This window comes from Sulfurimonas lacustris, from assembly GCF_059705355.1.
Map to the genome: position 1 here is coordinate 995,577 of NZ_AP046125.1, position 12,220 is coordinate 1,007,796.

At 35.4% G+C, this 12,220-nt stretch carries 9 protein-coding genes; all 9 read left to right on the forward strand.

Annotated features, from left to right (window positions below; translation table 11 throughout):
- The first annotated feature begins 19 nt into the window (after nt 1-19).
- The 9 genes from AC6H4V_RS05285 (at nt 20) to AC6H4V_RS05325 (ending at nt 12,152) form a co-directional block, all read left to right on the forward strand.
- Entirely contained in the window at nt 20-904 is an 885-nt protein-coding gene (locus AC6H4V_RS05285; protein WP_497607771.1) for a sensor histidine kinase, read from the forward strand.
- Nucleotides 905-1,375, forward strand: coding sequence for a chemotaxis protein CheD (locus AC6H4V_RS05290; RefSeq protein WP_497607772.1), 471 nt, complete (start codon nt 905-907; stop codon nt 1,373-1,375).
- A 2-nt stretch (nt 1,376-1,377) separates the two neighbouring features.
- Nucleotides 1,378-2,427 carry a protein-glutamate methylesterase/protein-glutamine glutaminase gene (locus tag AC6H4V_RS05295; RefSeq protein WP_497607773.1) on the forward strand — a complete coding sequence of 350 codons (1,050 nt, stop codon included), beginning with the start codon at nt 1,378-1,380 and terminating at the stop codon, nt 2,425-2,427.
- Nucleotides 2,428-2,432: 5 nt separating this feature from the next.
- Nucleotides 2,433-4,436, forward strand: a complete 2,004-nt coding sequence (locus AC6H4V_RS05300) for a PAS domain-containing sensor histidine kinase (RefSeq protein ID WP_497607774.1) — start codon at nt 2,433-2,435, stop codon at nt 4,434-4,436.
- Nucleotides 4,433-5,899 carry a PAS domain-containing sensor histidine kinase gene (locus AC6H4V_RS05305; protein WP_497607775.1) on the forward strand — a complete coding sequence of 489 codons (1,467 nt, stop codon included), beginning with the start codon at nt 4,433-4,435 and terminating at the stop codon, nt 5,897-5,899. Before AC6H4V_RS05300 ends, AC6H4V_RS05305 begins: the two co-directional genes overlap by 4 nt.
- A gap of 95 nt (nt 5,900-5,994) precedes the next feature.
- A complete protein-coding gene (locus tag AC6H4V_RS05310; protein ID WP_497607776.1) occupies nt 5,995-7,953 on the forward strand; it encodes a methyl-accepting chemotaxis protein in 1,959 nt (652 codons plus the stop codon).
- Nucleotides 7,925-9,664, forward strand: a complete 1,740-nt coding sequence (locus AC6H4V_RS05315) for a PAS domain-containing sensor histidine kinase (RefSeq protein WP_497607777.1) — start codon at nt 7,925-7,927, stop codon at nt 9,662-9,664. Before AC6H4V_RS05310 ends, AC6H4V_RS05315 begins: the two co-directional genes overlap by 29 nt.
- Nucleotides 9,661-11,268 carry a hypothetical protein gene (locus AC6H4V_RS05320; RefSeq protein ID WP_497607778.1) on the forward strand — a complete coding sequence of 536 codons (1,608 nt, stop codon included), beginning with the start codon at nt 9,661-9,663 and terminating at the stop codon, nt 11,266-11,268. The genes AC6H4V_RS05315 and AC6H4V_RS05320 overlap by 4 nt, the downstream gene beginning before the upstream one ends.
- Before the next feature lie 140 nt (nt 11,269-11,408).
- Complete coding sequence (locus tag AC6H4V_RS05325; protein ID WP_497607779.1) at nt 11,409-12,152, forward strand: response regulator transcription factor; 744 nt, start codon at nt 11,409-11,411, stop codon at nt 12,150-12,152.
- Nucleotides 12,153-12,220 lie beyond the last annotated feature (68 nt).

The following is a 12,220-nucleotide window of genomic DNA, read 5'->3' on the forward strand; positions in this document are numbered from 1 at the left end:
TAGCAAAAGGAAAATCTATATGAATTTAAATTACATTACAAATGAAGCACTTTTACAAGAGATACAAAAAAGATTTCAAGAGAGAGATCTCATCATTGCAGATAGCCAAAAAATGCTCAAAAAACTAGAAGATGTTAACAAAAGACTTACAAAGTCAGAAGAAAACAGAAGCAAGTTTATGTCAATCATAAAAAATGAGTTTAACAACCCGCTCTTTAGTATGCTCAGTCTCTCGAAATCTCTGCTCAAAACAAATGGGGATGAACGTGTACAGTTTATAGGAAACTCACTTTATGAAGAATCTTTGGCACTTAGCTTTCAGATAAAAAACATCATAACAGCCGCCGAGATAGAGTCAGGAACACTGGACATTACCTCTTCAAAAATCGACTTTTTAGATATCTTGCTTCAGATCAAAGAGGATTTGTACTACCCGCTGCTGCATAAAAAAATCAATATGCAGATAAAGATAGAGTGTGGCGATTCGATTTATCAGGATAGAGAAAAATTATATCTTATCCTTTTAAATCTTGTCTCAAATGCAGTTGAATTCTCGCCTATAGACTCTAAAGTCATCGTGAGTATCAAAGAGTTAGAAGAGAGTGTCTTGATAGTTGTTGAGGACTTTGGAGAGGGGATTGACCTCTTGGAGCAAGAAAATGTCTTTAAGCGTTTTTATCAAGCACACAGCGGTATGAATCGCGCTCACAGAGGGCAGGGGCTTGGGCTCTCGATAGTGGATGATTTGGTAGAACTTTTGGATGGACGGATAGAGTTTGAGAGTGAACTTTTAGAGTTTTCCACTTTTAGAATAATGCTTCCAAAATCACACCAAAAAGAAGATAGTCTCTTTGATGAAGATGACTTTATGTTTGTAGATAACGAGACGGCAGAGGAATTTTAAATGGAGCTTGAGAAGAAGTATATACATTCAGGACAACTCTTTGTTGCAGTGCGACCGAGTGTTATACAGACTGTTCTTGGTTCGTGTGTTGCGGTATGCCTTTATGACTCAAAGATGAAAGTTTCAGGCATGAATCACTATCTTTTACCGCTATGGAACAATGAGGGACTTGCAAGTCCAAAGTACGGAAATATAGCCATTACAAAACTCATAGAAGCTATGGAAGCAGTTGGATGCCAAAGAAAAGATATGATAGCTAAGGTATTTGGAGGTGCAAGTCCAAATAATTTTGATAGTTCAAAAAATATTTTGGTGGGTGATAAAAATATACAAATTGCAACACATGTTTTAAATGAACAGCGCATACATATAGCGGCAAGTGATCTTGGCGGAGTGCGAGGCAGAAAGATAGCCTTAGAGTCACACAGTGGGCGCATAATGCTCAAATATGTACAAAAAACGGAGCTTTAATCATGGCAATACGAGTGTTGATAGTTGATGACAGTGCAACGGCAAGAACAGTTTTAAAAGATGTTCTTAGCAAAGATAAAGAGATAGAAGTAGTAGGCACGGCACCTGATGCCTATGTAGCAAGAGACAAGATAATCCAACTGCAACCTGATGTTGTTTGTCTGGATGTTGAGATGCCTAGAATGGATGGCATTAGTTTTTTAAGAAAACTAATGCACCATTTCCCCGTACCGGTTCTTATGGTCTCCTCTTTGACACAAGATGGTGCACAAGTGACACTTGACGCACTAGAAGCTGGCGCCATAGACTATGTAGCAAAACCACATCAAAACATCTATGATGGCATTGATGAGATACAAAAAGAGCTTATCCAAAAAGTAAAAACTGTTGCGAGTGCCAACATAGGCGCAAGGATAGAAGCGCGAAAACAAAATCAAATCCAAAGAGTAAAACCAAGCTATGCACTTGCGCAAACAACAAATAAAATCATAGCTATTGGAGCATCTACGGGTGGAACGGTAGCACTTGCAGAGCTCGTGAGCCATTTTCCAAAAAATATGCCAGGGGTAGTTATTGTACAGCATATGCCAAGTGGTTTTACTGCTTCATTTGCTCAAAGACTTGATTCTATAAGTGAGGTAGAAGTCAAAGAGGCAGAAGATGGAGACATTGTCGGTAAAGGTAGAGTACTTATAGCTCCGGGAGATTTGCATATGGTGATTCGAAGAGATGGTGGAAACTATAGAGTAAAACTTGGAACTGGAGAGAAGATGAGTGGACACAGACCATCGGTGGATGTCCTTTTTAATTCTGTTGCAACGCATGCAGGTTCAAATGCCATTGGAGTTTTACTCACAGGAATGGGAAGCGATGGCGCAAAAGGGATGCTGAAAATGAAACAAAGTGGTGCTAAAACCATAGCACAAGATGAAAAAAGTTCTGTAGTATGGGGTATGCCAAAAGTTGCATACGAGATAGGAGCAGTTGATTTTGTAGAACCTTTAGGAGAAGTTGTCTCAAAAATCGTATCGCTTCTTGATGGAACAAGGTAGGAAAAATGTTAAAAAAAGTACTTCGCTCGAAACTAACAAAAGCGGCACCTTTTCTTTTTTTGGGTTTATGGATAGTTTTTGCGTTTTACTATTTCATGCAAAATTCAAATGTTAAAAAAGAGTTTTTTCAAGAGATAAATATCGCTGGAAAACAAAGAATGCTTACGCAGCAGATCATGGTTTGTGCTTATAAATTTCACGCTACAGAAGATGTTTTGGTTCAACCAAAACTTGCATCATTGCGAGAAGAGATGCATACAAATGCAATGTTTTTGCATGAAAATTCATTTGCGCATAATAAAGAACTACGCTATGTTTTGAGTGATGTTGAGTACTATCTTGAAGTTGTAAAAAGTTTTATAGATTTGCCAAATCAAGAAAATTTAGATGCCCTAGATAATCAGTCTGTTTATATGCTTGAAATAGCTATGCAGACAGTAGAAGTTATGAAAGAAAATTTTTCAAAACAGCAAGATCAACTTGCTTATTTGAATATGGCATTTGTTTTTATAAGTATATTTATTGCTTTTGTTTTCATGTACTATGTTTTTCTGCCGGCCGCAAAATTTGCAATCGATAATGATGAAAAACTTCAGTATATCTCATCCATCCTCTCTATATCTGATGAAGCGCAAATAATCATAGATGATTCTGGAAAAATCGTAGATTTTAATACCAATGCAGCGATTGTTTTTGAAAAACTCAAAAACAATATGACTATTGGTGAACTTTTAGAAGAAGAAGAAGAAGAAGAAGAAGAACTATGCCATATATTTAACATGACTAAATTAGAAGAGTATCACGATTATGTTTTCAAATATAACAAAAAGCATTATAAAATGCACTATAAAAGATTTGAAGATGCACTCTTTATGATAAGTTTTTTCGATATAACGCATGAGATAAAAGAGAACAGAAGAAAAGGTGTTATTTACAACTCACAAAAATCTATCGTTGTAGTGACTGATGGAGAATGTATAAAAAATATTAATTCTATCTTTTTTGAAGAGTTTGGATTTGAAAATCTTGAAGATTTTAAAGAGCAACATAAGTGCATTTGTGAACTTTTTGTCTCCAAAGAAGGATCACACTACATAACCCCAAGCATGGATGGTCTTGCATGGAACAAGTACATGGAAAAACACAGAAATGAAGTTCATGAAGTTCTTATGATTGATAAAAATGGAAAAGAAAAAATCTATGAAGTAAAATCATCTGGTAACTATTTTGCAGAAGAAGAAGAAGAAGAAGAAGAAGCGGTTATTATCTTTAATGATATCACCGAACTCAAAGAAAAAAACAACCTCCTGCTTTTACAATCAAAAGATGCGGCAATCGGCGAGATGATAAGTATGATAGCGCACCAATGGAGACAGCCACTCACCATCTTAAGTGCCATACTCTCCAGAGTGCGCGTTCAAAAAGAGATGGATATGTTAGATGATATAGCACTCAACGCAGCTATAGAAAAATCAAATGCACAAATCATTTATATGTCCAAAACTATAGATGATTTTAGAGATTTTTTTAAAGATACAGATAAAAAAGAAAAAGTTGCACTCCATGAGATCATTGAAGTTCCAAAAAATCTTATAAATACACTTTTGCACTCTAAAAATATCTCTTTTGAAGTGGAGTATAAAGATATAGATGCGCAAATGTACATAGAAACAATCAGCTCAAAACTCTCACAAGTTTTTTTAAACATCTACAAAAATGCGATAGACCAAATCACTCTCAAAGAAGTAGAAGAGGGCAGTATAAAAGTTTCAATCTTTTTTGAGAAAAAATACCTTTGCATAGAAATATGTGACAACGCAGGCGGTATCGATGAAAAAGCAATGAAACGTCTTTTTGAGCCATATTTTTCTACAAAAAGTAAAAACGGAACGGGTCTTGGACTTTATATGTCTAAAAAAATAGTGCAAGAAATTTTGGGTGGAAATATAAGCGCTTTGAACAAAAATGGTGGAGCTTGTTTTAAGATTTTACTTGAGGTAGAAGCATGATGCAGAGTACTCAAATAGAAAAAGAGCTTTTTGAAACAAATATGCTCTTAGAACAGTATCAGCTTTTACTCGATAAAAGTACAAGTATTTCCAAATCTGATTTACATGGACATATAACCTATGTCAATGATAATTTTTGTAAACTCTCTGGATATACCCGCGAAGAAATTATGGGAAAACCACACAGTATCTTTCGTGCTCCTGATGTCGATCGCGCTGTTTATAAAGAACTTTGGGCAACCATCCAGAGTAAAAAAATCTGGAGAGGAACTGTCAAAAATCGTGCAAAAGATGGAAGTTACTACTATTTTGAAGCGACGATTATGCCATTACTAAACTACAATCAAGAAATTGTTGAGTACATCAGTGTCCGTACAGATAACACAGAAAAAACAAAATTACTTGAAGATGTAAGTACCAAAGAAAAAGAGCTTCACTATATCTCATCTATCCTTTCTATATCTGATGAAGCTCGAATTATCATAGATACCTTCGCAAAAATAGTAGATTTCAACGAAAAAGCAAAAAGTATTTTTGAGTATTTGCGCAAAGATATAACGATTGGAAAACTTTTAGAAGAAGAAGAAGAAGAAGAAGAAGAAGTCTGCCGTATTCTCCGAGCAATCCAGTTGCGTCAAAGCGACAATTATATCTTTGAGTATAAAAACCATCATTACAAAATGTGCTATAAAGAGGTCAACAAAACACTTTTTATGATTAGCTTTTTCGACATAACAGAACTTGCAAATAAAAACAAAATGCTGCTTTTGCAGTCAAGACAAGCAGCTATGGGTGAGATGCTAAGCATGGTTGCACACCAATGGAGACAACCACTCTCAAGTATATCTTTGACACTTCTAAATATGAAGATAAAATTTGAGTTAAATAAACTAAGTTATGCTGAGTTTGACACAGGTGTATCTAAGGTAAGCAATATCATCTCTCACCTCTCAAAAACCATAGAGCTTTTTCAAGATTACTTTAAAGAAAAGGATGGCAGTAAAGTTACTCTTGCAAATATTTTTGAGAGTGTTGAAAACATCATCCAACCGATTTTAGAAAAAAACTCCATTGAACTGTTTTACGAAAAAGAAAATGCACTTATGCAGCGCTACAAGCTAGATAACAGACTTGATCAAGTGCTTTTAAATATTTATCAAAATGCCATAGATGCACTCAAAGAAAAAAGTGACCTAGAAGATAGAAAGATAAAGGTGCAAATATATGAAGATACAAGCACTGGGTTTTTGCATATTTTGATTTGTGATAACGCAGGGGGCATAGCTCCACATATCGTAGAGAAGATTTTTGACCCATACGTTTCTACTAAAAGCAAAAATGGAACAGGGATTGGTCTTTATATGTCTAAAAAGATAGTTCAAGAAGCGTTAAATGGCAATTTGCATGCCTTCAATAAAGATGGTGGAGCTTGTTTTAACATAGTTCTTAAAAATTCTTTTTAGGTAAAAAGAGTGAAAAATAAAAAATTAGAGTATAATTTTTTTTTATAATCTGTGTTTTGATGTAAAAATAAAATGAACATAACAAAAGGAACGACATGAAAAATCTAAGTATTAAAGCAAGGCTTTTAATCTCTGCTATTGTGCCTATGGGGCTTATCTTGGCATTATCGATAGGAAGAATCTTTTTTGATATAAACATAAAAGATAATTTGGAAATAACAAAACAGAGAGTCTTAGAAGCCCAATCACTTGCTACAGCTATCCACTATCTGCAAATCGAAAGAGGCTTGAGTGTGGGATTTGTTGCAAGTAGTGGAGTAACTAATAGAGATGTGCTACAAGATATCCGTCAAAAATCAGATGACGCGATAGAGACTATAAAAAAAGTATATACAGAATCAGGCGGAGACAGTTCGATTTTAAACCATTTGAACCAGCTTAAACAAACAAGGGGAGCCATAGACTCTTTTGAGGTAACATACGCTCAAGCAGGTGCATACTACACTAAGACAATCGCCTCTTTTATAGATGCCGTTGCAGTTATACCCACTCTTATGTATGACACAGATGGCAGAAATACAATACAAGCATATACACATTTGGTGTCGGCAAAAGAGCAACTAGGGCAGATTAGAGCCAACCTCAATGGAGCTTTTTCTAAAAAGAGTTTTGATGAAAACATGTACTTTAGTTTTGGAGGTTCTCTAAACGCATATAATGGAAACATAAGAAAATTCAATGCAGTGGGTGCAAAAGAGCTTAAAAATATGTATGAAGTTACATTTAAGGGTGAGAGTATCCAGAAAACATTTTCTATCATAGAGATGGCACAAAAAAGCGGAGTAAATAAAACTCTTGATGTTGCACCTTCTTTCTGGTTTGAGAACGCTACAAAAACTATTGATCTCTTAAGAGACGTTGAACTTGAACTTTATAAATATATTCATGCCATTATGGATAAAAAAATGGAAGAAACTTCCCGTAATATACTTTTTCTCTTAATTGGTATAGTTTTGGGCATCATCTTTCTTCTGTTTTCTATGTTTATGTTTATCAAAATTTCTATTTCTAACCCTATAGAGAATTTTAAAGAGACGCTTATAACTATAGGCAAAAACAGAGATCTAACGATGAGAATAGAGGAAAATGCACCAAAAGAGCTCTCAGATATGGCGCTTAGTTTTAATGCCCTTATGAAAATTTTAAGAGACCTTATAGAGACTTCTAAACATTCATCAAGTGAGAACGCTTCTATATCTCATGAACTCTCCGTTACCTCGCTGGGTGTTGGAGAAAATGTTGAAAAAAGTGTTACTGTTATCGATGAGGCGACTAGCAAAGCAAGCTTTATCAAAGACAAAATTGCTATCTCGGTTTCAAATGCGCAAGAAAGTAAAAAAGAGATACTAAAAGCGACTCAAAATTTAGCTGCTGCAAGAGACGACATCGTAAGCTTGACATTAAAAGTTCAAAATTCTGCAGAGTTAGAAACAAATCTTGCAAAAAAAATGCAAACGCTCTCGCAAGATGCAAATGAAGTGAAAAATATACTAGAAATTATTTCAGATATTGCTGATCAGACAAATCTTCTTGCGCTCAATGCTGCCATAGAAGCAGCCCGTGCAGGTGAGCATGGAAGAGGTTTTGCGGTAGTTGCTGATGAAGTAAGAAAGTTGGCTGAGCGTACACAAAAAAGTTTGTCAGAGATAAATGCGACCATCAGCGTGATTGTGCAACAAATCATAGATATGAGCGGACAAATGAATGCTAATTCTCAAGAAGTCCAAGAACTGGCAAATAGCGCATCTCATGTTCAAATAAAGATAAATGAGAGTGTAGAAATAGTAAGAAGTGCAGCAGAGGTAACAGATAAAACTGTTGTTGACTTTGAAAAAACAGCACAAGATGTAGAAGAAATTGTCTCAAGAGTCTCTCAAATCAACCAAATATCTTCCCAAAATGCAAGAAGTGTAGAAGAGATAGCTTCAGCAGCGGAGCATCTTAACTCTATGACAGATGAACTGCATGGCAAACTTGAAATGTTTAGAACGTAAAAAATTTATTCAGAGAGAAGCGATGTTTAACAACACCATATTTGCACTTGATGATGAGCTTGTCATCTTAGAGCTTTTTAACGATATCTTAACCGATAGAAAAGCAAAACAAGCCAGTTTTTTCAACGCACTTGAAACACAAAAGAGCGATGCGCCATCGTATGATTTGCGTACATTTGCAACGCCTAAACTCTACTTGGAAGGATTGGAGAGTTGGTACGCACAGGGCTATAGAGTGCCACTCTCCATCTTAGATATGCGCTTGCCGCAAATGCATGGTCTTGAAGTTGCAAAAAAAGCACGCGAGATAGATAAAGAGATGGTTATTATCGTCGTTACAGCCTACTCTGACCACACTGTCACAGAGCTTCTTGGACAACTCCAAAGCAATGTTTTTTACCTCCGCAAACCCTTTGGACATGACGAACTTCTTGCTCTTGTGACAACAAGTATGAAAAACTGGAATGCCAAAGCGGACATCGCAACGCTGATACAAGACATCGCCATCGATGTAACAGAAGATGGGATGTGGGACTGGAATCCCATAACCAATGCAGTCGTTTACTCACCCAAATGGAAACAGATGCTAGGCTATGAAGAGCATGAGATAGCCAACAACCTTGAAGAGTGGTCCAAGCGTGTCCATCCTGAAGATATACAAGAGGTTATGCGAACACTTCAAGAACACCTTGAGCAAAAAAGCCCATACTACATCTCTGAACATCGCCTCTTATGCAAAGACGGCAGCTATAAATGGGTACTCGATAGAGGAAAAGCCTCCTTTATGCAAAATGGAAAACCCTCCAGAGTTGTGGGTTTTCATACCGATATCACTAAAAGAAAAGCGCTTGAAGAGGAGCTTTTCTCCAAAAGTGCAAATCTCTCAGAGGAGCTAAAAGAGATTCTCTCCAACCAGACAAAGCTCAAAAGCTCAAACAAGACGCTAGAGCTTCAGCTCAAAGAGGAGATAGAAAAAAGAAGAGAAAAAGAGGAACTTCTACTCCAACACACAAGACAAGCGGCAATGGGGGAGATGATAAGCATGATAGCGCATCAGTGGAGACAACCTTTGTCAGTTCTTGGTGCTGTTTTATCAAAACTTAAAGTTCTCAAAAATATGGAGATGCTAGACAATGATTCATTCGATTTAGCTATGGAGAAAGCTTTTTATCAAATGGATTATCTCTCAAAAACTATAGATGGTTTTAGAGATTTTTTGAAAAGTGAAGATGTCAAACAAAGTATAAGTATAGAAGATATAGTAGAAGTGCCAAAGAACCTTATAGCACCCTTATTAGAATCACAAGGTATCTTTTTTGAGGTTGAATATAGAGTTGATAAAGAGATGCGCATAGAAATCATTGCTTCAAAGCTAGCGGAAGTTTTTTTTAATATATATAAAAATGCCATAGAACAGATAGAGTCTGTAAATATAAAAAATCCAACCATTAAAACAACATTTATACAAGAGGATGAAAAAATAATTATAGAGATTTGTGATAATGCAGGTGGGATAGATGAAAATATGAAAGGGCGTATATTCGAACCTTATTTTTCTACCAAAAGTAAAAATAGAAGTGGGCTTGGACTTTATATATCCCAAAATATAGTTCAATCTGTACTAAATGGAGATATAAAAGTTTATAACAAAGAAAAAGGTGCTTGTTTCGCAATTTCTTTTGATAAACAATTACAGGTAACTACTCTATGAACATAATAGGAAAAATTCTTTTTTTTAATCAACATGAAGGCAACGGAATTATAATAACTTCTACAAAAAAGAAACTCCATTTTTTTGTTCAAGATTGGGATGATTTTAATGCCATGCCGTATTTAGGGCTTGAAGTTGTGTGTGAAGCTGAGGGCGATAATGCTCGATGTATAGTTTCAAAAGCTACATTTGATTTGACAACAGTACAAGATGATACCTTTTTGGATGATATTTTAGATTGGTTGAATGATGAAAAAATCGAAGAATTTGAAATCGAAGAAGAAGTTATTCCAGATGATGTCGTCATATTTCCAGAGGAAGAGGAAGACAAATCTTGTAAAACGCAAGTAGAAGAGCTACTTCAAGAGATTGCGCAAGAGGAGATTGCTCCACGAGAAGAGAGTATTACCCTCTCTTTTAATCTCTCAAACGCTGTAACCAACTATTTTCATACTATCAAAAACCATATTGCTTCGCGCCAAAATTATAAAAAAGTTTCGGGACGTTTAGATTATTTGATTGCCCGTCGTTTTATATGGACAGCTTACAATAACCTAAGCGAGATAGATATCAATGTCATAACACCAAAAATAAAAATGTTTGCAGATGATTTAAAAATTATGTGGCGTGTCTATGATGATTTTAATAATCAAGCAAAAAACCCCTCTTTGGCTTTTGGAGAAGTTTTTTTATCATGCCAAGCGCAGTATAAAAAAATTAAAGATGGTGCACAAAGAGTACAAGAGAAGCTTAACGCATTACGAACTAATGAGCAAATGATATATGCAAGACTTCGTGTAAAGAAGGAAGAACTCGATAAAAATTTCAAAAGTGAAGAGTTTGAGCTTCTTAAGCATGAATTTAAATCTTTAAATGGCGCCTATGTTGACATTGTGCATATGATGGCTGAGCTTGATGAACGCTATAAGCATGATTTAGAACTGTTGCATCGTTTTGAGGAGGAATATAGAAACGATTTTTATGAGATATTTATGCAGGAGAGTAAAAAATATCATTATTTACTTATAGAAATACTCAATGCACAAGCATTTATTTTTGATGCACACTTATGGAATCAAGCTAAAATTTCCAAATCTGTCAAAGCTTATTTTAAACGTGCTGGAATCATAGGAGAATTAAATACAAAAACTTATTTGAAGTACTATTTAGAAAGTATTGATTCAAGTAAAGCAAGCATTGAGACAAAAAAACTTTTTGAACTTTATGAGTATCTACTTGCAGCACATAAAGAGTATATCGTCGTTATGGTCGCAGATGCGCGAGATGCTGTAGAGTATGTGAACGCTATCAAGAGAATTGACAAAACTTACCATATAAAAAGTTTTATTGATGAAAAATCTGCTATAAGGTGGGCGATAAACAATAGTGTTAAAGTGCTGGTTTTAGAAGAAAATTTGCAAAATACAAGTGCCACACGCTTTTTAGAGATTTATGGTAACAATGTTCTTTTAAGTCCAAAAGTCGTTTTAATAGGTGACAAGCCAAAGTTAAGTGACAATATGAAAATAAATAGATTACTTTCAAAAAATACATCTTTAAAAATAATTGCGCAAAATGTCAAATCTCTTTATGAGGAAAAGTAATAAAACATTTATTGTTTAAAGTTTTTCAAATACACTCTTTAGCTACAATAACAGATACTATATGTCTGGATGTACTGTGAACTTTAAAGATGAAAAAGTAGGGATAAAAGGTTTTCCATCGCTCCAAAGAGGATTTTGTGATGTTTGAGACAGATTTGGAGATTATGAAAGAACATATCCTTTCTCTACGAAAATATACAAAAAATATGCGGATTTTAGTAGTGGAAGATTATGAGGTGTTGCAAAAGAGTCTTGAGAAGATTTTTACCTCTCTTTTTATGGAGGTGCATGTTGCCTCTGATGGAGTTGAGGCACTTGGTCTTTATAAAGAAAAAAGAGCAAAAAATGAGCGTTATGACATCATTTTAAGTGACATCGCCATGCCAAATATGGATGGTGTCTCACTCACTAAGGAGATAAGGGCGCTTGATAAGGAGCAGATTATCCTTATCTTCTCTGCACATCAAGACTCACAGTATCTTTTAGAGCTTATCAACCTTGAGGTGCGGCGTTTTATCCTTAAACCTATCTCGCTGCATACCCTTTTAGATGAGATACTTTGGGTCTGTAAAAGCCTCTATGATGCGAAAAATCTCTCTCAAAAAATCTTTTTGCGAGAAAATATTGTTTATGACAAAGATGTAAGAGAACTTTTTATCGATGGAGAAGCGATAAAGCTTACACAGCACGAGCATCTTATTTTGGAGCTTTTTTTATCCAAGCTAAACCAAACGCTCTCTAACGAGGAGGTCATCAACCATCTCTTTCTTCATGGCATCGATATAGAGCTCTCCAACGTTCGCAAAGTTGTCTATAAACTACGTAAAAAACTCGCTAATGACCTTATTGAAAATATCCATTCCGTAGGCTATAAGATAAAATAGCCAAAAAAAAGAGGCATCGCGACACTTTCGCGACACTTCCCTGATACAATTTTGGCTTAATACCAAAT

Coding starts and splice junctions, on each gene's coding strand:
- AC6H4V_RS05285 (WP_497607771.1), top strand. CDS start 20: ATGAATTTAAATTACATTACAAATGAAGCACTTTTACAAGAGATACAA.
- AC6H4V_RS05290 (WP_497607772.1), top strand. CDS start 905: ATGGAGCTTGAGAAGAAGTATATACATTCAGGACAACTCTTTGTTGCA.
- AC6H4V_RS05295 (WP_497607773.1), top strand. CDS start 1,378: ATGGCAATACGAGTGTTGATAGTTGATGACAGTGCAACGGCAAGAACA.
- AC6H4V_RS05300 (WP_497607774.1), top strand. CDS start 2,433: ATGTTAAAAAAAGTACTTCGCTCGAAACTAACAAAAGCGGCACCTTTT.
- AC6H4V_RS05305 (WP_497607775.1), top strand. CDS start 4,433: ATGATGCAGAGTACTCAAATAGAAAAAGAGCTTTTTGAAACAAATATG.
- AC6H4V_RS05310 (WP_497607776.1), top strand. CDS start 5,995: ATGAAAAATCTAAGTATTAAAGCAAGGCTTTTAATCTCTGCTATTGTG.
- AC6H4V_RS05315 (WP_497607777.1), top strand. CDS start 7,925: ATGGCAAACTTGAAATGTTTAGAACGTAAAAAATTTATTCAGAGAGAA.
- AC6H4V_RS05320 (WP_497607778.1), top strand. CDS start 9,661: ATGAACATAATAGGAAAAATTCTTTTTTTTAATCAACATGAAGGCAAC.
- AC6H4V_RS05325 (WP_497607779.1), top strand. CDS start 11,409: ATGTTTGAGACAGATTTGGAGATTATGAAAGAACATATCCTTTCTCTA.